This window comes from Kiloniella sp. (assembly GCF_965205715.1).
Lineage (GTDB): Bacteria > Pseudomonadota > Alphaproteobacteria > Kiloniellales > Kiloniellaceae > Kiloniella.
In genome coordinates, this window is the sequence record NZ_CBDBHW010000013.1 from 229,589 (window position 1) to 251,978 (window position 22,390).

Sequence of the window (22,390 nt, forward strand, 5' to 3'; positions counted from 1 at the left end):
GTAGATTTAGGATTTCAAATAGAGCATAGATTGATTATCTGGAATGGATGATTGTCTAATTTTGAGTTTGAAGTATTCGGTATCCTTGATGCCTCTGGCTCGCTTACGGATCATTCCTATACTGACATTACCAGCCTCTATCCTGGCGCTTGTGAGCTTGTGTTTGGCGTAGTTGCAGATGCCCACACAATGTTTCCGTAGGGATTTCGCGAACTTTTTTAGATAGAGCATCTGTGACTGATCTGCTATCAGGCACCAACGTTCCAGTTGCTCCGCCATCGCCTCAAATGAAGCGGCACTCCACAGCAGCTGAAGCTGTTCTTTCAAGACGTAAAGTGCATTCAGGTTGCTATTGCTCTCCAGCAACCTTTGCAGCTTGTCACTTTGTTTTTCACTCAACTTATCCGCATTTTTGAGCAACAGATAATGTGTCCCTTTCATCAACTCTTTACCACTTGGATCGGCCTTTCTGAACTCAAGTCGACGCTGATTATGGATAGCTTTGCTGTAGTTTTTCATGACGTGGAAACGGTCAAATACTATGTCGGCCAACGGCAAGGACTCTCTGACAGCCTTTTGGTAGGCAGGCCCCATATCCATCGCTACGGCCTTTATTTTGCAGGCTGTATCTGGTTGCAGTTGTTTCAAAAACCTTGAAAAAACCTCGGCAGTTCGGCCTGCTTCAACCCAGATCAGATGACCGCCAACCATATCGTAGACCACCGTCATGTAGTCATGACCTTTCGCCCGGGCAACTTCATCTACACCAATATATTCCAAGCCAGTTAGCTCTGCAGGATCAAGCGTAGGGAGAGTTTCAATAAGGTATGCCCTGTCGATATTCTTGACCGTTTCCCATCGTATATCCAAATGTCTGGAAACCGCTTGAATAGACATATGCCGACATAATCCACTGATCAGTCGGCAAAATCGGTGAGTGAAACGGCACCCTTTATCAACAAAATCACACCCCTCAATGCGGCGTTCGCCCTTGTTAATATAAACCTGCGCCAGCTCAATCTCGACCACACAAGGATACCCAAAAAGGGGGATGTCGTTTACTTGTCGGCGGACATGCTGGTTGATGCTTCCCTTCTGGCCTGTAGCAGGGTCTATAGCCCTCCTACGCGCGTCTCGGCTGCAGTGAATGACAATCTTAACACCGCCGTCATCCAGTTTAATTTCATTTACACGTTGCCCTTTGAGGCCTAAAATATGCTGCGAGATGTTGATTGTCATATACCTGCTCTATGTAAAGTTATCAGAAACCATACATATCAACAGGTTACTTGGCGGTCGGCATCTTTTTCTACTCAACAAAGCGGAGAAGAGCCAGTTTTTTCAACGCCATCAAAACGAGTTTTTAGAGATCACCTGCCTGGATCAGTTGAAATCCTGGGTGATGTCCAATTTCAAAGCCATCGATGAGAATCCCGCGGCTTGGTGTGCGATCGAGCTGGCAATTCTGGATATGCTCGCTCAGGACAGGCACCAGACCGTAGAGAAGTTGCTATCAAGACCGCCATTGCTGGAAGAGTTTCAATATACGGCCGTATTGGGTTGTAACGGGCTTGAGGCCTTTGCGAAGCAATTGGAGCAATACCGTCAATCGGGTTTCCAGGCATTTAAAGTCAAGGTTTCAGGAAACTTGAATGAGGATAAAGCAACAATAGCCCTCTTTAAAAGCTTGGGGCAGAAGATCGTCGTCCGGCTTGACGGTAATAACATTTGGGAGCAACCAAAACAGGCTGTCGCGTATATTTCGGCCCTGGAATATCCATTCTCAGCATTGGAGGAGCCTCTCAAACCTGGCGATTATGCCGGGTGTGAAGTCATTTATAATGCGCTGGGTATTCCGATAATCCTGGATGAAAGTTTCTTGCGGGTAGAGCAGTTCGATCATTTGGAAGGTAATCTCGAACCATGGGTTATTAACCTGCGCCTATCGAAAATGGGTGGGGTTTTGAGGTCCCTGTTAATCGCAGAAAAGGCCGAGGCACTAAATATCCCCATTGTTGTTGGGGCCCAAGTCGGTGAAACCAGTATCTTGACCAGAGCCGCTCTAACGGTTGCCAGCGCTTATTCTAATGTTGTCATCGCTCAAGAAGGGGCTTTTGGAACACATTTATTGGAGAGAGATGTTGTGGCTTCGCCGATCATGTTTGGTGCGTCAGGAAAGTTGGAAAGAGGACACCGCTTCAACCGTGATGGTTTTGGATTGGAGTTTTCGTTATGAAGCAACTAAAACGCCTAGCATCGGTACTTATTATCTTCGTCCTTTCAGGCTGCGCCTCGGGAATTGATTTCATCGCCAATCGTACTTTCTTGCCCAATGAAGGGATCCGTGAGGCCACCCATGAGGTGTGGACAGAACGCCGAGCTGGCTTCACGACCAAAGATGGCATTCGGTTGCTCGCTGATATCCATCACCCCCAAGGGTTGGAGAAGACGCCGACGGTCCTGGTACGAATTCCCTTCACCAAAACCTACTTTAATGTTTTGCGTTCGGACGTTATCGGCCGTTACTGGGCAAGTCGAGGTTATACTGTCGTCATTCAAGGCACCCGTGGGCGTTATGAATCTGACGGGGAATTTTATCCACTGATCCACGAACGGAATGACGGACTGGAAACTCTGGACTGGCTTGAAAAACAGCCCTGGTTTGATGGGCGACTGGCAATGTGGGGCGGCTCAGCCTTTGGGCACACTCAGTGGTCAATATCCGACCAGAAACAAACGGGTGCAGATGCCTATTTTATACAAATTGCGAGCACTGATTTTCGACAGATGTTCTTTCCGGGAAATGCCTTCTCATTGGAAAGTGCGCTTTATTGGACGGTTAGAAGCCGGGGTGAACGTGACCGCGACGTTAGCTACGATGACTTAGAGGGTAGTTTCTCAGTTTTACCTCTGATTGAAGCTGATAACATGGCCATTGGGGATACCCCTTTCTATGATGACTGGCTTTTGAATAAACAGAACGAAGTTTATTGGCAACAGATCGACGGCAACAAAAGAGCCGTAGATGTACAAGCACCTGTTCTGTTGTTAGGCGGTTGGTTCGATCCTTTTCTGCCAACACAGCTGAATGATTTCGAAGAAATAACAAGCCAGGCAAATAAAAAGATTTCTGACGAAACACGTTTGATCATTGGGCCCTGGGGGCATGCCGCCAATGTTGATTTGCCGGGGGCCGAGGATGATATCCCCTATCGGGCAGCCAGCGTCGCGCCAAGCATTCCCTGGTTTGACCATCACCTTGGGGTCACAGATGCGCCATTGGATATGGCGCGGGTGAAAATTTTTGTCATGGGTATCAATCAATGGCGGGATGAAAATGAATGGCCGCTTGCCAGAACCCGCTACGGTTCTTTGTTCCTTCATAGTGATGGAAATGCCGGTTCTTTACAGGGCGATGGTCTGCTTACGCTTGATCCGCCAGTGAGCAAAGAAGTGGCCGATGAATATAGGTATGATCCCCTCGCATCAACGCCGACAGCGGGAGGAGCTATGCTAGGGGATCGAGCGGGAGTGAAAATACAAAATGGCATTGAAAATCGTGAGGATGTCTTAGTCTATTCAACAAAGAAATTAACGAAATCAGTCGAGGTGACAGGGCCTGTCAAAGCTGTGCTTTACGTTTCAACCGATGCTGTTTCCACGGATTTTACGGTGAAGTTGGTTGATGTTCACCCAAACGGAACGGCTTATAATTTAATCCGGTAAACCCCCGGCTATGCCGGGGGACTCTCAATGGTTTGACCGTTCCCACGGTCTTACATTTCTTTGTTTATTGACCAAAATAACAAAGGAATTAGCCGATGAGAGATTACAAAAGCCTTGCACATACGAGATGGGATTGTAAATACCACGTGGTTTTCATCCCTAAACGCAGGCAAAAAGTTATCTATGGCAACCTACGTCAGTATCTTGGTGAAATTTTCCATGAACTGGCCGGGCATCGCGAAAGTAAGATTGAGGAGGGCCATTTGATGCCGGATCACATTCACATGTGTATCAGCATACCGCCCAAACATGCTGTTTCAAAAGTCGTTGGATACCTAAAAGGAAAAAGCGCGATTGCCATAGCTCGAAAATTCAAAAATAAAGCACGGAATTTCAAGGGTGAAAATTTTTGGGCCCGTGGATATTTCGTCTCAACTGTAGGGCTCGATGAACAGATGGTGAGGGAGTATATCAGAACGCAAGAAGAGCGTGATAAGTACTTTGACCAAATGGATATATTCAATCCATAACCGCTTTAGCGGTTCCCAATTTGCCCCTTTAAGGGGCTCACCCGCTTAAGCCCCCGGCTTTGCCGGGGGTCATTTAACTTGTCGGATGGGATTTTACGCCGCAGCTATCCTGAACAAAACCAACCCACAAAAATAGAAATTGAACTTTGGCCGACTAGTAACGTTTTCCGAAAAGGCCATCAAATTCGTATAGAAGTATCCAGCAGTAATTTCCCGCGGTACGACAGAAATCTCAATACGGGTGATTTATCGCCAACAGCTGTAGAAACAAAAATTGCGCATCAGATTATCCACCACTCCAAGCAGTTCCCCTCACATATCGTGTTGCCGTTTATCCCGTAAATAGAGCCAATTTAAGCTTTGTTTTGATCTGTGGCGGCGCATTGGACGAGGACTATGTTTGCAATGTCATCAGGAACCATACCGTTCATTTGATTGACGTAAGTGATTTTTGTTTGAGAAATTTACATGACTAAATCGTCTTATGTTCGTAAAAATAATTGTAGATATTTTCTAGGAACATAAGACGATTTATCTTTATTCAATTTGTTCCTTTGCGTGAAAAGAAAGTAATCAATTAGCTAATGGTTTGATGGGTGATACTGCAGATTGTCCTAGTATTAATTACTAGCCAATGTCGTATCGATTTTCATCAGACCTCCTAGGCGAGCGAGAATTCCCCCACTATCATGTTCCGCTGCGGTGGTTGAGGGTTGCCGACGGCAGGGTCGTGATTTTACTTCCTTTTTAATTAACTGGACGTGTTTTTCTAAGGGATCTAAAAAGTATACACCAGTTACCTTTGGCAGGTCATTGCCAAACGAATTCTCAAATCGTAATAGGACCATGGCGAACCCAGTAAGTCCAATTTCTGTACCCGGTTCGGTGCTAATTAGATCATCATAAATCCCCACCATATTGAAATTTGACCAGCCGAAATATTTGTCAGACCTTGAAAATCCATCGCTATCCTGATCCTTAATTTTAACGTTAAGGAAACATCCAAATTGACCCACTAAGGAAGAAGCGCTGTCGACAAATTTTTCCCTGCTTAGTGTTTTGCCCGAGCCAAGATCATTCATAGATTTAGGTCGTTTCGATAAAACACGAAATTCGATACTATCACTGATCCAATTAAAATCCTTAATAGCTCGATCCGAAGGACTGATCTGGAAAGTTCGAGTAAATCGATTCCCGATCTGTGTTATTTTCTGAGAATCTGTGAGGGGAGGAAAATCAAATTTAAACTCTTTTAGTTTTTTCTCAATGGTATCTTTTCGTTGAGAAAGAGTAGAATAGTTTACACCAGTTGCAAGATACAGTTCTTTCATCAAAGATAAGTAGTCTGTTAAGCATGTTTGTGCGTAATAAGCGTGAAGTATATTTATTTCAGCTAATCTTTTTGCAACGATTTCTTTTCGCCTAGCTTGCTCATCCAACTGTTCTTCGCGTGGTTCATCGTTGGTCAGTTCCAGTGGTTTTGGCAATCCCAATAGCGATGGGAAATTGATGGATTTCCTGAAAACAGCAGGATAACTCTGTTCCGCAAATACAGAGAGAACAGTGGCTCTATCAATCTTCGCAAGTTTGAATTTATGCTTCAACCTGGATTCCACAACAGAACACTTTGTGTGGAAAGTATTGCTAGCGCCTTTAGTTTTATAGTGTGCTAGTCCATTCTTGTGCTTTAATACAAGTTCTTCAAGACTCACCGAGGCGTTGTCTATCTTGACTTCGGTTTTGGGAAGGTCATCCAATTTCAGTGTGGAAAAATTTGGATAACCTTTTGGTTTTTTGGGTTTACCAAAGACAGATGGTGTCACCTCGAATTGTAATTCGACAAATCCGACCGTCCTTTTTGTGCCGACGATCTTGTTATCTGTATTCCTGATGAGATAGTTTAGTTCGAAATAACGACGAGTTTTTTGATCCCAATTTTTGTTTTTAGTGTTTATCTGAAAACTTTGGGGCTTAATGCTAATCTCCGCATCGCTCAGATAATTATCAACAAGTTCGCCGATGCGTTTGAGACTACCATCCACCGCTGTAAGTTCAGCTAGATCGAATACATGATCAAGAGGCGCATGTTTGAATAAATCACCGAGATTATCACTGATGTCATCAATGCCACTTTCAATTTTTTTACCATTGAACCAAATGACATTTACTGGGATAGCATCTAGATCCCATGGCTGGTGGCGCGTCAATTGGTAATTTTGTTCATCAACGTAACAGTGGATGCCGGAGCCCTTTTCTGGGTCTATCATTACGAAGTAATGTCCTAACTTTACACGACTCCGTATGTTGGCATTATTAATAAGGTCCTCTTTAGAAATTGGATCGCCAACATAAATACCTGCAAACCCAGAAATTTTTTTTTGTTCCAGATCTTTGACTTTTCTCTTACATGATTTGGAAGGTGATATGGGATTTGTAGCAAGAGAGTTAATGTAGGTTGGTAACTCGGGATGGTTAACGGGTAAAAACCGCATTTTTAAGGAGTAATAGCCTTCACCATCATTTGCATTTTGAAGAAAGGCTGTTTTGCCATCGGTTGAATTCTGGACAGATAGCTTCGTGTTGTCATTGATTATTGGTTCGGCATATTCAAAAACAACTGTATTACAGCTACTTAACGTAATTATGAAAAAAGATGTAGCTAGAGTGCTCCAAACTCGCCTAGTAAAACTTCCCACCTCCGTCCCCTCCCCAATAGGTTCATTTTGTAAAATTATACCCTCATTAATTGATTTTTATCAATAATTTTATAGTAACGCGTTCAGGGTGTATTCAGACAGCTACTTATTATTAATCTTTCTTTAAGTGAGGGAGGTCATCAATTTATGCCCAACGTAGGCAATTACCTCAGTAGTTGAATTATGGGGGAATTTGGCCAGCAAGAGGATAAATATGTTAAATCATCTACATGCGAGAGAAGAGCACCAGTGACATATTCGGTGGCCATGAAACATGAGCTTGATGATGATTTATTGAAGGAAGTCGTGGTGGAAATTACGAATAACCTTCCAGCCATTACAACGGTGGACTGGCTGGAAGAAGCCAGTTTAAGGACTAAACGGTGCAACTAGATTTCTAAAATCTTGCGCTGATATAAGTATCAATCGAACATTGTAACAAATGGGGTTGAACTCGTTATGGAACAGGTAAATGTTTTGACTAATTCTTAGAGTGTCAACGCTGCCTAAACGCAGCGATATTAGTGCTTGTATTACAATTCCTGTAGTTTTTATAAGATTTGTCTGTGCGGATATGTTCCGCTATTATCATTAATTCTTGCAGTCAATATTAGGTTTTGTCGGTATTTAAGTCGCACTGATGGTAGATTTTTTTTGGTGATCTGCGCTCTATCTTCTTGAAAATAATGGTGCACCCGTCGCGATTCGAACGCGAGACCTCTGCCTTCGGAGGGCAGCGCTCTATCCAGCTGAGCTACGGGTGCACAAAGAGCGGTCAATGGGCGGACATTACTGTAAGCCTTGGCGCAGGTAAAGAGGCAAAATGACCTTGGCGCATTTCTCTTGAGCGGCCCATTGAGGCATGGAATCAATGCCAAAGTTACGGAAATTTCATTCACTTGTTATAATGTTGTCCGGTAATATTGGGGTATTACCTTGGTATTTCCGGGTGTCACACTATATAGCAACTGTTGCTGCGAATATGGTAGGAATAGCGCCCGTATATCAGTTGCTGTATATGTTTCCCTGGGGCAATTGGCGCTTTTTCCTTGAACACCGGGTGTTCTTTGTGGCTTGTTATCCGGCACGTTTTGTATGAAGTGGCTTGGGATTGTCCAGGCAATTGTTGCGTTAATCTGTTTTCAGCTCATTTAAGGGCTGGGAACTCAAGGGAGTTAAAGTATGTCACGTCAAAAACCGAGTTGGATGGGACCCGCGATCGAATATGGTCCTATTGCTGTTTTTTTCGCGATTTACTATGGCTATGACAGGTTCGTCGAAGCTTACCCAATAGAACTACTGCTCGAGACCAAATCGTTTATTGCGGCGACGGCGGCCCTGATGGTGGCGACGATTATCGGTATTGGCTTTTCGCTTTTTTATGATGGGAAAGTACCTAAGGTTCCCTTGTTCACGGCGATTGTTGTGATGGTTTTTGGCGGGTTGACGGTCTATTTTGACGACGAGAGCTTTTACAAGATGAAGCCGACGATCGTTCAGGTGGCCTTTGCCATTATTTTACTGGGTGGCCTGTTTATCTTTAAGCGCCCTTTGATCAAACCGCTAATGCAAAATCCTGGAACATGACAGACGAGGGGTGGAATATTCTGACCTTCCGTTTTGGGCTGTATTTTATTGTTATGGCGGTTCTCAACGAGATCGTTTGGCGGACCCAGTCCAATGACTTCTGGGTGAACTTTAAAGTATTCGGCTCCATGGGGCTGATGGTGCTGTTTATCTTCAGCCAGTACCCCATTATTCAAAAATATCATCTGCAAGAAGAAGACACCGATCAGGTTAAAGGCTAACCCTCTCCTGATTTGTTAAAGTAGGGCTGCATGTACCAGGGCTTTGAGCTCTGGTCGGTTTGAATAGGTGCTCGATGGTACGAGTTGGGTGAAGAAGATTACGTTCATCTGTTTCACCGGATCCATCCACCAGAAGGTACTGGCCATTCCGCCCCAACCAAAATCACCGATGGAGCCCGGGGTGCGCTGTCGTGCTGGGTCAAGGACCACGGAGCCACCCAGGCCAAAGCCCACGCCATCCATAGGGGTTTCAGCAAACGAGCTTGGCCCCATGGAGGCGATGTCGCCTGGCAGGTGATTGCTGCGCATGAAATCAACCGTTTTGGAAGAAACCAGCTTGTGGCCGTTTAATGTGCCGCCGAGGCGGATCATCTCGGCAAACTTCAGGTAATCATCTAGGGTGGAGACAAGCCCGCCTCCCCCGGAAAAGATAGTATTTTGTCCAGGTTGATAGCGATCCGACAAACCGGGGTCCATTGGCGTTAGGGGGTTGTCGTTGGTATAAAGGTAACAACCTGCAAAGCGTGATTGCTTGTTTTCTGGGACCGTAAAACCGGTGTCCGTCATGACCAGAGGGGTAAATATCTGCTCTTGAAGGAATTGATCGAGAGGTTGCCCCGATAGGACCTCGATCAAGCGCCCGATAATATCGATACCGACGGAATATTCCCAACGACTACCGGGTGCAAAGGCCAAGGGAATCTGAGCGAGCCGTTTCACCCGCTGTTCAAGTGTGTCTGATCCCGGGCCAAAATCCAGTTTCTGCCGGGCATAGGCCTCTGCGAGCAAGCCTTCATTAAAGCTATAACTAAGCCCGCTGGTGTGGGTCAGGATCTGGTGAATGGTCGGCGGTGGGCAGGGGGTCGTTTGCTCAATGGAGGTCGCACCTTCAACCAGGGTCGTGCAGGTGGCGAATTCGGGAAGAAAGCGATCAATGGTGGTGTCGAGATGAAATAGTCCGCGCTCCATCAGCATCATCAAAGCCAGGGTGGTAATGGGTTTGGTCATGGAATAAATGCGCACGATGGTGTCACGTTCGTAGGGCGTATTTTGTTCGATAGAGCGCAGGCCAACCGTAGAAAAATGTGCGATCTCGCCGCGTTTCGCAATCATGACTGAAGCCCCGGGGAATTTGTTTTCATCCACGTAGCGTTGCATCCATTGATCAATACGACCTAGTCGGTCTGCGTCAAAACCCAACCGTGCTGCATTGTTTTGAAATTCCATCTTCAAGTTCCCCTAAAACCAGAATGTTATGTCCGGGATTATATTGCCAGTAGTGGGTTGTTAGTTTTTCGCCTGAGTAATTTCTTCATCTATTAAAGCGCGTTGCGCATTTTTGTCTGCACCAGAAGGTAGAGGCGCTTGTGTATCCCTGACCCATTGTTGAATATCGGTGAGGACAGTTTCGGCCTGGAGATCACGCAACAGCATGTGCCAGCCATTTTGGTAAAGTGCTGCGCGTTGCGGGCCGTCAATACCATTGGGAAGGCTTTTCCAGACGTCTCGTGTCGGCTCCCACGGGACGACTTCGTCTTTCTCGCCATAGAGTAAGAGGGAGGGAAGGGTCAGGCTTTTGGACGAGCCGTAGGCTGCATCCATTAGATCGGTGAGACCGTAAACACTGTCGATCCGCGTGCTTTTGATCACGAGAGGGTCTCTGCCCAGACCTATCAACATAGGGATGTTGTCAGAAGCCTGAATCTTGAGGCCACTGCCGGTAAAACTGGCCCAGGGTGTGGTATGCGCAACCAGCCAAAGCGAAGCGCGTTGATAAAAGGGCATGGTTTGTCTGGCCCAAACCGCTGGGGCAGAGAGGATAACGCCATCTGTGTCGAGGGGTTGTTCTTCTTGAAGGGCAGCCATAACGACAGCACCGCCCATACTGATACCAACGGTATAAAGAGACGTGTTGGGGTGACGGTTTCGGAGTAACTTTAACGCAGCACGCAGATCCGCTGTCATCTGCTCGTGACCGCCCCACAGGCCAGGGTGAGGCGCAGCGCCAAATCCGCGTTGGTCATAGGCGTAGGTTGCAATGCCAGATTTAGCCCAAAAACTTCCTGAGCTTTCAAAGGCGTTGGAATAGTCATTAAATCCATGCAGCCCGAGAAGGATGATTTCCGGTTTGCCTTCAGGCAGCCAACTTCGCAACGGAAGAGAAAGGCCGTCGTCTGTAATAAGACTATCGCCGCTAAGAGCGGCAGCACCCACTTGATCTCCAAGGGGGGCCAGACGGGGCGCACATGCTCCCAAAAAACCTAGTAAGGCAATGGTTAAGACCAAAGCCAGACGAGATTTGTGTGCTAATAAACCGGAAAAGATCTTCATTCACAAAACCTTATGTTGTCCGGTGTAATTATTACGCTCTCAACGCAGAGAGGCAAGCCATACGGTTATTACTCTTGCCTTCACTCTTACTTTTCCTGGTCGTGTGCGCCGCGGGTTAACTGTAGGAAGATATCTTCAAGATCGCCCTGGTCTGTCGTGATGTCTGCAATCGAAAGTTTTGCATCATTCGCGGCTCTCAGGATTTCAGCAAGCTGGCCATCATCAGATTTGTAGGTGAAAGTGAGCTGGCGTGCTGATTTCTGCTCAACATGAAAGCGGGTAAAGCTGTTGGGTAACTGATCGAGGTCCTCTGCCAGGGACAAGGTTAGTGTTTTGCTTTCAATCCGTGCCAACAGTGCTTCGGTGGTGTCGCAGGCAATGACCTGGCCATGGTTGATAATCGCGATTTCATCACAGAGTTCTTCTGCTTCTTCGAGGTAGTGCGTGGTCAGAAGAATAGTGGTGCCGCGTTTGTTGAGTTCGCGAACATAGGCCCAAAGTTGTTGCCGCAGTTCAATGTCGACACCTGCCGTTGGTTCATCGAGAACCAGAACAGGGGGACTGTGAACCATGGCCTTACCGACCATAAGCCGTCGTTTCATGCCACCGGAAAGACTTCTGGTATAGGTCTTGGCTTTATCTGATAGCCCCATGACCTCAAGAATCTCTTCGCTGCGGCGCTCGCTTTTTGGCACACCGTAAAGACCCGCTTGAAGTTCCAGCAGTTCTAGCGGGGTGAAGAAGGGATCGAAGTTCAGCTCTTGTGGAACAACGCCGATAGACATGCGCGCCGGGCGCATTTCTTCTTTTATGTCGTGGCCCCAGATCTTTGCTGAACCACTTGTTTTGTTTACAAGACCAGCGAGAATGTTGATCAAGGTGGATTTCCCGGCACCGTTAGGCCCAAGTAGGCCAAAAATACTTCCACGGGGAATTTTAAGATCAACAGAGCTGAGGGCCCGTTTTTCACTGGCATTTCCTGCTGCCTGGTAAACTTTGGTCAGGCCTTCAAGTTCAACGGCGTAAGCTGGCATGCCAGGGATATCCTTCTGCATTTGCGCGGCAGTTTTTTTACTGGGCGAAGCGGGGGCGTAACTGTGGTCGTCAGGCATAATTTTATAAGTACTATTCAGTTTGCCAAAAAATGAGCCAGATACCAGAAAAAGGGGCTGGAAAATTTCCGGGCTGGACGGTAAAAGAAATTCAGCATCATTACATAGTGACTATTGTCTCAATAATAAAGACCCACAAAGTGGAACTTTGGGAAACTTGTAAAAGTTATTCAACTGTTTCCGGGTAAAAAGTCAGGAAAGCGTCATGGCCGTAAACGAAACCGAAGAGGTTGAAACCACTGTTGTAGCTTGTGATGGCGGAAGTGGCCCCAACGGCCATCCCCTTGTCTATCTCAACATGGAAGGCAAGAACGAGATTTCCTGCCCCTATTGCAGTAAACATTTTGTTCTTAAAGAAGGGGCAAGTGGCGCAGGTGCGCACTAAATCTGTTTGCTCAAATTGGGCACTATGAAACTATATTCGTGTATTTAAAAAGCCTCATACAATTCTGTATGGGGCTTTTTTGTTTTTTAACCTCATGGTGTATAAGTAATCGAAGGTAAAATTTAAGGTATCAGTGATGAAGTGTAGGGCCGAAATTTTGAAAAATATTGGGCGAAGGGGCGTGAAATATCTCTTTGTCGTAGGTGTTATGTTCGGCCTATCCAGTTTTGATGTCCCGGTTAATTGGAGTGTCCGGACCCATTTGGGTGTTACATCAGCTTCGGCTCAGGATGAGAGCGAGATAACAGCCCAGGAATTTATCGCCGGAAACATTCTTCTGACCCTTTATCACGAAACCGGACATGCCCTGGTTTCAATTTATGATTTACCTGTCCTCGGCAGTGAAGAAGACGCTGTTGATGTATTCTCGATCATTGCTTTAACTGAAGAGCTTAATCAGGGTGATTTGAGTCCTGATCGCGAAATCAAGCTGGATAATTATCTGTTCTCAACGGCCCTTTACTGGTTGTCCATGAGTGAACAGGAAGACCTGGAAGACGCAGATATTATCAGTGAACACTCCCTGGATTCAGAGCGTTTTATTCAACACCTCTGTATGGTGTACGGCTCCGATCTGGATTTTTATCAAGACTTGCCCCAAGATTTTGGGGTGGAAGATCTGGTAACGGAAGATTGTGAAGGACTTTATCAATATAAAACCGACGCTTGGTACAAGGTGCTCAATGCCCACTGGCTCGGGGATCGCATCCGAGTGAAACGCATCGTTGTTATCGAAGATACGCCGGACCCAAGTTATAAAGGATACCGACAGTGGCTGCATGTGCACGGCATTCTCGATGAATTTGTCGATTTTGTAGAGGAATCGTTCCACCTTCCTAAAAAGATAACCCTACGACTTAAATCCTGTGGACAGGCAAATGCTTTTTGGGATCCTCAGGCGTTGGAGATTGTTCTCTGTGATGAGCAGATCGCGGAATACAGCCACGTATATGAGCAACTCTTGGAAAATGATAGTTAGAGAAATATCCCCCGGTTTGAAAATGCTTCCGAGTTTTTTGAATCTTGAGAGATCAATGTTATAATGCATCCGTATTTCGAAATACGTCTTTAAGGCGTTGGAAATATCACGTGCAATATGAAAAGAGACGGAAATACCGTTCTTGAAAAGGTCAGGATAACTGGTGCTACGTTCTTTTTTTGGTAGTCGCAGACGTATTGAAAAACTTATCCCTGACTTGAAGGCCTACGCGGTTGCCCTTTGTGGTGATCGTGATCAGGCAGATGATCTTGTCCAAGAAGCTATTGCACGAGCACTGGAAGCTGATAAGGGGCTGAAATCAGCAGATGATTTGCGACCCTGGTTATTTAGAGTGCTCCGTAATTACTTTTTCGACGAACAAAGAAAAAAATCTGTCCGCAGGGAATATTTTACCCAAGAAAAACGTTGGGTAAGTGAGACGGGTGAACAGGCCCTTGATCCTGAGGATATACTGGCAATTAGAGCTGCCTATGACACCTTATCTGCGGATCATAGGGAAGTACTGGCACTGATAGATATTTTGGGGATGCGTTATCAGGAAGTGGCGGATTTACTGGAGATTTCTTCCGGTACCGTAATGAGTAGAATAAGCCGTGGGAGACAGGCGCTATTGAATAAGCTGGATGAGCCAACACAAGACAACATTGTACCGTTTTCTCGGGAGAGCAAGTAGTTATGTCCGATAAGGAAGTCCCGGATTGGGAAACATTAAATGCTTATGTGGACGGAGAACTTACGCCTGAAAAGGAAGCGTGGGTGAAGGAAGCCTGTAAGGACAATCCGAATATTACGTCCGAGATTGCCCGCTTGGTCATTTTGAAAAAGGCTCTCGCAAATAAACCTGCTCCTGTAAGGCGGAGCTGGGCTTATGATGTTCATAAATGGAAAGTTGTTGGCGGCGTATCTGTTATGGCAGTTATGCTTATCGTATTTATCGGCATGTCGTTACTTGGTGGTTACGCGCCATCATCTTTTCAGAATTGGGCGTTGGAAAAGCATGAAAACCTGTCTGAACGCAGCTTTGTCGTGACGGATCTCAATCATAATCCATTGATAGCAGCTTCGGTCAGTGGATCACTACAGGCGCCCGATTTAACCGGAAGTAAGCTCTATCTGGTCGATCTGACTGTTCAGCCGTTTGGCGAAAAAGACGGGATCGTCATGCACTATCGTGGTTTGCAGGGATGTCGGGTTAGTTTCCTCCTTGCCCCTAAGGGAATGGGGAACGAGGGGATAAAGGAAGCGGCATTACTTCAGGGTAAAGTGGTTTCGGATTTTTGGGATGGATCGCGTTTTAGTTTTGGCCTGTTGGCAACGGGTATGGATGAAAAGCGCTTCCATTCGATTTCGTCTTATCTCAAGCTTAATGGCGAAAGAAACCTTCCGGTTACAAAAGAAGATCAACACGTAATGCGTCAGGTTTATGAAGTATCCAAATCCTGCGCTTGATTCTTAATCAACAAGACGAAAAAAAGCTGGCCGAGGTAATCTGGCCAGCTTTTTTTATGTTAGGTAAGCTTATTTATTGTTGGGAAAGTTGGGACGGTCTTCGCTGTAGTGCTTTGCTAGATAATCCAGAATAAGCGACAGGTCCGGCTCATCTATTTCGCTCATACCCTGCTCTTCTACCATCCATTCAAGGGTTTCATCCCAGCCCTCTCGGTTCATGCCCTGTTGCTGAACGATCCGTGTAGAATGACAGGCAGAACAATATATCAGGACTTCTTCTTGTCCTGCACCTGGGGCGAGGCCCTCGGTTTCATCTTCTTCGGCTTCTTGGGCGTAGCTATGTGTTGCCAAAGAAAAAGTTAGTGCGAGTGCCAGCAGCAATGAGCCTGCGGCACAGCCAAACTGTGACGATCTTTTCATTATTAATTATCCGTGGTGTTAAATTGCCCATGTTACAAATGGGCACCCTTGGAGAACATGATAGCCCTCCAAGGGGTAACGCATCAATGTAAGGGATCTTTTCCCCTATTAGGAAACTCTGACAGCGATGCGGTGCATCGTGTTGTTCAGATAACCTTTGGGGTTCCAGTTGATCGCGTGAGGCTGGCTGTCGCCTTCTGAATCCGTGGCTTTAGCCCATATTTCGTAATAACCACTTTGTGGGAAGGAGATTTGGGTCGACCAGTTTTGCCAGGCACCAGTATTAACGGCTTTATCCAATTTGACTTCTTCCCAAGTCGCGCCAAAGTCGATAGAGACTTGAAGGGTTGTAATATCCCGATCTCCAGACCAGGCATGACCGCGAACAGTCAGCTCTTTATCTGCGGTTTCAATACCTGTTTCAGGGAAGGTAATAAGAGACTTAACCGGCATCCGTTCAATGATGACAAAGTCTTTTTTCTCGACCTTTTCGCCTGCTTCTACCGGATGGTTTGGAACGCGGTATGCTTTACCTGTCATTTTCGGACCATCGTGAACCTGATCACGCAACCAGATCCGGGTTAGCCATTTCTGCGAACAAGAGCCAGGCCAGCCTGGAACGACCAGACGCAATGGCGCACCGTTCATCGGGTGGATCGGCTCACCATTTTGCTCAAAGGCAATCAGGATGTTTGGATCCATGGCTTTGGCGATTGGGACGCCACGAGAAATCGGGAGTTTATCTGGATCACCTGATAGGTGAGAATCAGCACCTTCATGAGCGGTGTAAACTACATTGCTTTTCACACCCGCGGCTTCAAGCACATCTTTCAAGCGAACACCCGTCCACTCAGAACAGGCTACAGCGCCAAGAGACCACTGGTTACCTTTGGCCGGTGGATTGAAATAAGAACGCCCGTTGCCGCCACATTCTATGACGAGGGACAAGGTGACCACTTCAAATTTGCTTTTGAGGTCGGCGATCGACAGCTTCATTGGTTTGTCGACCAAGCCGTCAATGGTTAGGGTCCAGGTGTCGGCATCCATTTCTTCCGGTGGGATGCCATTGTTACGAATGAAATGACGGTTCACTGGAGTGATTGCATCGTCAAGTAAATGAGGTGGCGTTTCAGCATTAACCGGGCGGTCATTTAGAACTGTGAGGCCGTCTTTGCCTTCGATGAGTCCGCTGGTGTCCGCAAGGGCAACAGGAACAAGCCCTGAAGGCATGTTCTTGCTGAACGGAATTGCAGCACCGAGCATAGCGCCCATGGTGGCGAGGCCAGCTCCTTTTAGAAAGCCACGGCGATTTTGATCAGGGACCCGACCAAAAATCTTGTAATCCGCTGCCGCGGGATCAGATTTGTAGAGGTCAAATAGCTTTGGAATACCAGATGATTTTGTCTGATTCTTCGATGGTTTTTCAGTCATGTTTTCCCCATGTCGTCAGTTTTTTTGAATTCTTATTTTTATCGTGATTGTTAGATGAACGTGTGGGCAGGCTTTTTTATTCCATCGGGGATGCAAAAAAGTTGATAGGGATAGTCGGAATTAATTGACTGCTTATCTTCGTCGCTCAAAATTTCTTAAAAAATCAGTGAAATTTACGTCTTCTTCCTCGACTTAACAGAGCGGCTTCGGCATTCTGTGCCGCATGACTGAAAACGCACCTTACAAGCATCTCTATCTCGTCGACGGCTCTGGTTATATTTTCCGGGCTTTCTTTGGTATTCCTCCCATGCGGCGTCCCGACGGCACCCCGGTAAATGCCGTATTTGGCTTTACCAATATGCTGTTGAAGTTACGCGATGACATGGAGGCCGACGGTATTGCGGTTATCTTTGATGCCGGGCGTGCAAGTTTTCGAAATGAATTCTATGAGGAATATAAAGCTCATAGGCCGGAGGCACCCGAAGACCTCGTGCCTCAGTTTGCTCTGATTAGAGAAGCGACTGATGCCTTGAACCTGCCACAGGTTGAAATGAAGGGCTATGAGGCCGACGATTTGATTGCAACCTATGCTCGGCAAGCCAAAGAGCAAGGGATCGAAGTTACGATCGTTTCTTCCGATAAAGATCTTATGCAGTTGGTCGAACCCGGCATTTCCATGTTGGATCCGATGAAGAATAAAACCATTGGACCGGATGAAGTCTTTGAAAAATTTGGTGTGAAGCCGGATCGGGTAATTGACGTTCAGGCTCTTGCTGGCGATTCCGTCGATAACGTTCCGGGTGTTCCCGGTATTGGTATCAAAACAGCGGCTCAGTTGATCAATGAATACGGTGATCTTGAGGCCCTATTGGAACGCGCAGGCGAAATTAAACAGCCAAAGCGTAGAGAAAAGTTACAGGAAAATGCTGAACTAGCGCGTATCAGCAAACGCTTGGTCGAGCTGAAGCAAGATGTGCCGGTTGAAGTTCCTCTCGAAGGATTTGCGGCACGTGAACCTGAGATGGAAGTCTTGCGTCCCTTCCTTGAGGTCAACGCCTTCAGATCCCTGCTGGCGAAGATGTCGAAACGTTTTGGTGACGCGCCATTGGAAGTTTCTAATGATTCCGAGGCGACAAATGCTGATCCTGAATATGAATTGGTTCAGGATGAAAAGGATCTGGTCCGTTGGATAGCCCAAGCCAAACACTATGGATCTGTTGCAGTAGATACAGAAACCACGTCTTTGGATGCGATGAAGGCAAACCTCGTCGGGGTTAGTCTTTCTACAGGTGGCAATAAGGCTTGTTACATTCCGCTGGATCACATTGCCATTTCTGAAGACAGTGACGGCGGGCTTGATCTCCTCGGGGGTTCTGCAGATCGTCCAAAACAGATTCCTAAAGCACGCGCGCTTGAGCTTTTAAAGCCATTATTAGAAGATCCATCGGTTCTGAAAATTGGCCAGAATATTAAATACGATTCTGTCATTTTTGCCCAAGAAGGACTTTCAGTTTCGCCCATCGATGACACGATGTTGCTTTCGTATGTCCTCGAAGGTGGTATGCATGGTCATGGCATGGACGAGCTTGCAGAGCTGCATCTTGATTATACCACAATCAAGTTCAAGGAAGTTGCGGGTACGGGTAAATCGCAGGTTACTTTTGATAAGGTTCCCCTGGATAAAGCACTTGATTATGCCGCTGAAGACGCTCTCATCACCTATCGTTTGCATGCAGCGCTGAAGCCACGTTTGGTACCTGAAAAAATGGTCACGGTTTATGAGACCATCGAACGCCCGTTGGTCAAAGTCCTGGCTGATATGGAACAACGCGGTATCAAGGCTGATCGTCCTTTTCTCCACCGTTTGTCTAATAATTTTGCCCAACGCCTTGTTGATTTACAAAGCGAAATTCACGAGATCGCAGGAGAACCCTTTACCATTGGTTCGCCAAAGCAATTGGGTGAAGTCCTGTTTGAGAAAATGGGCATCCCTGGTGGTAAAAAAGGCAAGAGTGGCTCTTACAGCACAGGAGCAGATATCCTTGAAGGACTGGCCGCTGAAGGTCATGTTTTACCAACGAAGGTTCTTGAATGGCGCCAATTGGCAAAGTTGAAGAGCACTTATACAGACGCACTTCAAGAACAGATCAACTCAAAGACTGGCAGGGTGCACACATCCTACGCTCAGGCGGTTGCCTCAACCGGGCGCTTGTCTTCATCTGATCCAAATCTGCAGAACATCCCTGTGCGAACTGAAGAGGGCCGCAAGATCAGAGATGCTTTTATCGCTGAAGATGGCTTCAAGTTGCTTTCCGTCGATTATTCCCAAGTCGAATTACGGTTGATCGCCGAAATCGCCGAAGAAGATGCATTGCGGCAGGCCTTTACTGAGGGGCAGGATATTCATGCCATAACAGCTCATCAGGTATTTGGTACGCCAATCGAAGGCATGGATCCGATGATCCGGCGACAGGCCAAAGCAATCAATTTTGGTATCATTTATGGTCAGTCAGCTTTTGGCTTGGCTGCAAGCCTGGGTATTTCACGTAAAGACGCCAAAGATTATATTGATGCTTATTTTGCCCGCTTCCCTGGTATCAAGCGCTATATGGAAGAAACCAAGGCTTTTGCTCACGAACATGGCTTTGTGAAAACCCTCTTTGGTCGCCATATCCATCTGCCATCGATCAACGAAAAGAACCCGATGCGAAAGAACTTTGGTGAACGTGCGGCGATCAATGCCCCTATCCAGGGGACGGCTGCTGATATCATCAAACGTGCGATGATCAGAATGCCTGGTGCCCTTGAAAATGCAAACCTCAAAGCACAGATGCTCTTACAAGTTCATGATGAACTTATTTTTGAAGTACCTGATGCGGAGGTCGAAGAAACTTCAGCTGTTGTTCGTAATGTGATGGAAACAGCATGTGATCCGGTTCTTAAGCTCTCCATCCCCCTAACGGCTGACGCTGGAGTTGGTCGCAGTTGGGGCGAAGCGCACTAACGCTGTGGCAAAGAAGAAACAAAAAAACCGGGTTCATTACGAACCCGGTTTTTTTCAAGATAATACTTATCCAAGACTTTTAGCTTTTAGATAAAGAACAATTTTTCTAAATCCTGATAATCTTCTGTAATCCATGTGGGTTTAAACTCGGCATTTTCTCCGTCTTCTCGGTTGGCAACGCCGGTAAGTATAAGAATGGATTTCATACCAGATTTGTGGCCTGCAAGAATATCAGTGAAAATGTTGTCACCGATAATGGCACACTCGGAAGCTTCCTTTCCGAGGCGTTTCAAGGCTGCATCCATGATCGGTTTCTCTGGCTTACCAAAAATTTCAGGCTCTTTTTCAGTTGCCGCCTGAACGGCCGCGACTATGGGGCCAGCCTCGGGAAGAATACCGTCCTCAACTGTTATAAGGCGATCTGTGTTGGTGGCAATAAAACGCGCGCCACCGTCAATTAAACGAAGAGCCTTGCCCAGCTTTTCGTAGTTAATGCCGCGATCATAACTTACGATAACCGCATCGGTATCGCGGGATCCATCAGTAATTACAATTCCAGCTTCCTCTAGGGTAGAGGTTAAACCTTCTTCTCCTAGGCAATAGGCACGGGTTCCCTTTTCTAATTCCATTGCTACGGCTTGTGCTGAAGTTAGGACGTCGTCCTGAGTACAGGGAATTCCCATAGAGTTAAGTTGTTCGGCGACCTCTTCTGGGCGGCGGTTACCACGGTTGGTAACAAAAAGAAAAGGAATGCCACGTTCTTTGAGTATCGCGATGAAATCGCTGGCCCCTGGTATGGCGTCTGTCCCACGATAGACGGTACCATCGAGATCGAAAAGAAGAGCGGAAATATCGTTCATTAAAATACCTACTGGAAAATACCTACTGGGTTTTGAAATTGTGGTGTAGTTAACAGATTATATCCCGTACGGGCCAGACTTATTGCGACCAGACTTATTACGAAATGAAAAAGCCCGACCTTACGGTCGGGCTTTTAATATTGGTTATGCGGTCAATTTTGGAGATCGAATCACATAATTTCTTTACTAAATTTAGGGTCGGTTCCCAAATGTTTCAAGAGGGGTACGTATTCATCCTTACGCAGGTACATAATGATAAGACCAGAAAACCATACACCAACGGCCTGCATAAAGAGTTGGCCACCATCATTATAAGGATCAATCCCTAAGGGGGTGAAGGTATGGAAGAAAATTGCACCTGACATCAAGGCAAAAGAAAGTAACCCGCCCAAAGATTGTAACCGCGGGATAAAAAGCAGAATACAAGCCAGTAGTTCCGCGCCGCCGGTCAGATACCGGCCATGGGGTTCGAACCAGGCAAGACCGCTCCAATCTTCCAATACTTGAAAGAGGTGGCTTCCCTTTGCGAACTTAAAAGGTAAATAGCGTAAAAATACATAGGCCATAAAAATAGCCAGCAAATATGGCAGCACTTTCTTGATCATAGACATTTGTAATTCCCCATAGTCTGTGTTCCTAGGGAGCATATGTCCTTTCTTGTGATCAAGCACCAGTAACATTTTTGACAGCAGGGCGTTATCTCTGTTTAGAGAGAAGCCGCTCTTGCCGCTTTTGTCTGGGATACCAAAGCATTTCGGGCGTCATTGGCATCGCACACCAACTGATCGAAATTACACCTTGCGTGCGCGTGACCGTTATGGAGATCCCAACCCTCAGGATCGATGCCGGTCATCCGCCATTTGGCCGGCTCCAGTCTTAAAAGCTTTTCAGTTATGGTGTTTATGGCATCCATATGATCGTTGTTCATGTGTTCGACGATAGATAGTTCTGCGTCTTGCAAGCCAAGATAATCAGCACAGTCTAGTTTGAGCTCTGTATCTGGGACCCAGATGGCTTTGGCAAATCCACCAATCAGATGGGCTGCCTCGATGTTATAGCGATAGAGGCTAAAATCTTGGAAGCCAGCATAGAGTTTAGAAGCGGGGTGACGCGTAAGAAATCGCTGTAATATACGATCATCGCTTACCTTGCTCATTGTTCCAACCAGGGTAACTCTTCCTCCAGCGAGGGGATCTCTATATCCAGCTGTGCCATCGAACAGCATACCTGCCTTGGCATTAGCGGCTATATTTTGGCTGTGGTCTGCTAAATCAGAGAGGAGCATATAGGGGGTAGCTGTAAGGGCCTGAAATCATCCGGGCTTGGGCTTGAAATCATCGGAAATTTGGACCCGAATTAAATGAAACTATAAATTAGTCTCGGCTCGAATTAAGTGATAATGAACCCGAATTAAATGAAACTGAGCTTGAAATCATAAAGTTCGGCCCACTTTAAGTGATACTATAATTTTTCCCAAATTTCATATTTTTTCTACCACGTTATTAGACTTGTTAATGACTTCATTTGTGCCTGGTTCTACATATTGTATGGTCAAGAAAAGGAAGGTTTTCTAGCCCT

Annotated in this window: 20 protein-coding genes, 1 tRNA gene and 2 pseudogenes; 11 read left to right on the top strand and 12 right to left on the bottom strand. The window is 46.3% G+C overall.

What is annotated here, in order from left to right; translation table 11 throughout:
• Window positions 1-6: 6 nt before the first annotated feature.
• Window positions 7-1,239 carry an ISL3 family transposase gene (locus tag ACOGW3_RS12270; RefSeq protein WP_419901077.1) on the bottom strand — a complete coding sequence of 411 codons (1,233 nt, stop codon included), beginning with the start codon at window positions 1,237-1,239 and terminating at the stop codon, window positions 7-9.
• Between ACOGW3_RS12270 and ACOGW3_RS12275 the strand changes: the two genes are divergently transcribed.
• The 4 genes from ACOGW3_RS12275 (at window position 1,226) to ACOGW3_RS12290 (ending at window position 4,598) form a co-directional block, all read left to right on the top strand.
• Entirely contained in the window at window positions 1,226-2,236 is a 1,011-nt protein-coding gene (locus ACOGW3_RS12275) for a mandelate racemase/muconate lactonizing enzyme family protein (protein ID WP_419903237.1), read from the top strand. The two genes, ACOGW3_RS12270 and ACOGW3_RS12275, sit on opposite strands and share 14 nt — an antisense overlap.
• Window positions 2,233-3,726 (top strand): CocE/NonD family hydrolase, encoded by a 1,494-nt coding sequence (locus tag ACOGW3_RS12280; protein ID WP_419903238.1) that lies wholly within the window; start codon window positions 2,233-2,235, stop codon window positions 3,724-3,726. Before ACOGW3_RS12275 ends, ACOGW3_RS12280 begins: the two co-directional genes overlap by 4 nt.
• Before the next feature lie 95 nt (window positions 3,727-3,821).
• Window positions 3,822-4,256, top strand: a complete 435-nt coding sequence (tnpA, locus tag ACOGW3_RS12285) for an IS200/IS605 family transposase (protein WP_419901154.1) — start codon at window positions 3,822-3,824, stop codon at window positions 4,254-4,256.
• A gap of 78 nt (window positions 4,257-4,334) precedes the next feature.
• On the top strand, window positions 4,335-4,598 hold the full coding sequence (locus tag ACOGW3_RS12290; RefSeq protein ID WP_419903239.1) for a CocE/NonD family hydrolase: 264 nt from the start codon (window positions 4,335-4,337) through the stop codon (window positions 4,596-4,598).
• Window positions 4,599-4,876: 278 nt separating this feature from the next.
• Here ACOGW3_RS12290 and ACOGW3_RS12295 read toward each other — a convergent pair whose 3' ends face one another.
• Window positions 4,877-6,952: a hypothetical protein gene (locus tag ACOGW3_RS12295; protein WP_419903240.1), complete on the bottom strand. Its 2,076-nt coding sequence runs from the start codon at window positions 6,950-6,952 to the stop codon at window positions 4,877-4,879.
• 183 nt (window positions 6,953-7,135) lie between these two features.
• Here ACOGW3_RS12295 and ACOGW3_RS12300 point away from each other — a divergent pair, with 183 nt between their 5' ends.
• Complete coding sequence (locus tag ACOGW3_RS12300) at window positions 7,136-7,345, top strand: hypothetical protein (RefSeq protein WP_419903241.1); 210 nt, start codon at window positions 7,136-7,138, stop codon at window positions 7,343-7,345.
• A gap of 294 nt (window positions 7,346-7,639) precedes the next feature.
• Here ACOGW3_RS12300 and ACOGW3_RS12305 read toward each other — a convergent pair.
• Window positions 7,640-7,716: transfer RNA gene (locus ACOGW3_RS12305), tRNA-Arg, on the bottom strand.
• Window positions 7,717-8,158: 442 nt separating this feature from the next.
• Between ACOGW3_RS12305 and ACOGW3_RS12310 the strand changes: the two are divergent.
• Window positions 8,159-8,760 (top strand): annotated as a pseudogene (locus tag ACOGW3_RS12310) (septation protein A).
• A 15-nt stretch (window positions 8,761-8,775) separates the two neighbouring features.
• Here ACOGW3_RS12310 and ACOGW3_RS12315 read toward each other — a convergent pair.
• From ACOGW3_RS12315 to ACOGW3_RS12325, 3 genes are all read right to left on the bottom strand, one after another.
• Window positions 8,776-9,987 carry a serine hydrolase domain-containing protein gene (locus tag ACOGW3_RS12315; protein ID WP_419903242.1) on the bottom strand — a complete coding sequence of 404 codons (1,212 nt, stop codon included), beginning with the start codon at window positions 9,985-9,987 and terminating at the stop codon, window positions 8,776-8,778.
• Between the two features lie 60 nt (window positions 9,988-10,047).
• Window positions 10,048-11,091 carry an alpha/beta fold hydrolase gene (locus ACOGW3_RS12320; RefSeq protein ID WP_419903243.1) on the bottom strand — a complete coding sequence of 348 codons (1,044 nt, stop codon included), beginning with the start codon at window positions 11,089-11,091 and terminating at the stop codon, window positions 10,048-10,050.
• Between the two features lie 86 nt (window positions 11,092-11,177).
• Entirely contained in the window at window positions 11,178-12,125 is a 948-nt protein-coding gene (locus ACOGW3_RS12325; RefSeq protein WP_419903244.1) for an ABC transporter ATP-binding protein, read from the bottom strand.
• A gap of 283 nt (window positions 12,126-12,408) precedes the next feature.
• Between ACOGW3_RS12325 and ACOGW3_RS12330 the strand changes: the two genes are divergently transcribed.
• The 4 genes from ACOGW3_RS12330 to ACOGW3_RS12345 all read left to right on the top strand — a co-directional run bounded on the left by ACOGW3_RS12330 (window position 12,409) and on the right by ACOGW3_RS12345 (window position 15,097).
• The gene (locus tag ACOGW3_RS12330; RefSeq protein ID WP_419903245.1) at window positions 12,409-12,588 is read left to right on the top strand and encodes a zinc-finger domain-containing protein; all 180 of its coding nucleotides are present in this window, start codon (window positions 12,409-12,411) and stop codon (window positions 12,586-12,588) included.
• 181 nt (window positions 12,589-12,769) lie between these two features.
• Window positions 12,770-13,627 carry a DUF4344 domain-containing metallopeptidase gene (locus ACOGW3_RS12335; protein ID WP_419903246.1) on the top strand — a complete coding sequence of 286 codons (858 nt, stop codon included), beginning with the start codon at window positions 12,770-12,772 and terminating at the stop codon, window positions 13,625-13,627.
• Between the two features lie 163 nt (window positions 13,628-13,790).
• Complete coding sequence (locus ACOGW3_RS12340; protein WP_419903247.1) at window positions 13,791-14,321, top strand: RNA polymerase sigma factor; 531 nt, start codon at window positions 13,791-13,793, stop codon at window positions 14,319-14,321.
• Between the two features lie 2 nt (window positions 14,322-14,323).
• Window positions 14,324-15,097: a hypothetical protein gene (locus tag ACOGW3_RS12345; protein ID WP_419903248.1), complete on the top strand. Its 774-nt coding sequence runs from the start codon at window positions 14,324-14,326 to the stop codon at window positions 15,095-15,097.
• Between the two features lie 69 nt (window positions 15,098-15,166).
• On the opposite strand, the gene ACOGW3_RS12350 is transcribed toward ACOGW3_RS12345, so the two are convergent.
• Together ACOGW3_RS12350 and ACOGW3_RS12355 are read right to left on the bottom strand one after the other, a co-directional pair.
• Entirely contained in the window at window positions 15,167-15,517 is a 351-nt protein-coding gene (locus ACOGW3_RS12350) for a hypothetical protein (RefSeq protein ID WP_419903249.1), read from the bottom strand.
• A gap of 108 nt (window positions 15,518-15,625) precedes the next feature.
• Window positions 15,626-16,948: a molybdopterin-dependent oxidoreductase gene (locus ACOGW3_RS12355; RefSeq protein ID WP_419903250.1), complete on the bottom strand. Its 1,323-nt coding sequence runs from the start codon at window positions 16,946-16,948 to the stop codon at window positions 15,626-15,628.
• Window positions 16,949-17,171: 223 nt separating this feature from the next.
• Here ACOGW3_RS12355 and polA point away from each other — a divergent pair, with 223 nt between their 5' ends.
• Complete coding sequence (gene polA / locus ACOGW3_RS12360; protein ID WP_419903251.1) at window positions 17,172-19,952, top strand: DNA polymerase I; 2,781 nt, start codon at window positions 17,172-17,174, stop codon at window positions 19,950-19,952.
• Between the two features lie 86 nt (window positions 19,953-20,038).
• On the opposite strand, the gene ACOGW3_RS12365 is transcribed toward polA, so the two are convergent.
• From ACOGW3_RS12365 to ACOGW3_RS12380, 4 genes and pseudogenes are all read right to left on the bottom strand, one after another.
• Window positions 20,039-20,812, bottom strand: coding sequence for an HAD-IIA family hydrolase (locus tag ACOGW3_RS12365; RefSeq protein ID WP_419903252.1), 774 nt, complete (start codon window positions 20,810-20,812; stop codon window positions 20,039-20,041).
• Between the two features lie 170 nt (window positions 20,813-20,982).
• Window positions 20,983-21,417, bottom strand: coding sequence for a hypothetical protein (locus ACOGW3_RS12370; RefSeq protein WP_419903253.1), 435 nt, complete (start codon window positions 21,415-21,417; stop codon window positions 20,983-20,985).
• A 101-nt stretch (window positions 21,418-21,518) separates the two neighbouring features.
• Window positions 21,519-21,773 carry a DUF2470 domain-containing protein gene (locus ACOGW3_RS12375; protein WP_419904050.1) on the bottom strand — a complete coding sequence of 85 codons (255 nt, stop codon included), beginning with the start codon at window positions 21,771-21,773 and terminating at the stop codon, window positions 21,519-21,521.
• Window positions 21,774-21,818: 45 nt separating this feature from the next.
• Window positions 21,819-22,100 (bottom strand): annotated as a pseudogene (locus ACOGW3_RS12380) (heme iron utilization protein); the annotation flags it as partial.
• Window positions 22,101-22,390 lie beyond the last annotated feature (290 nt).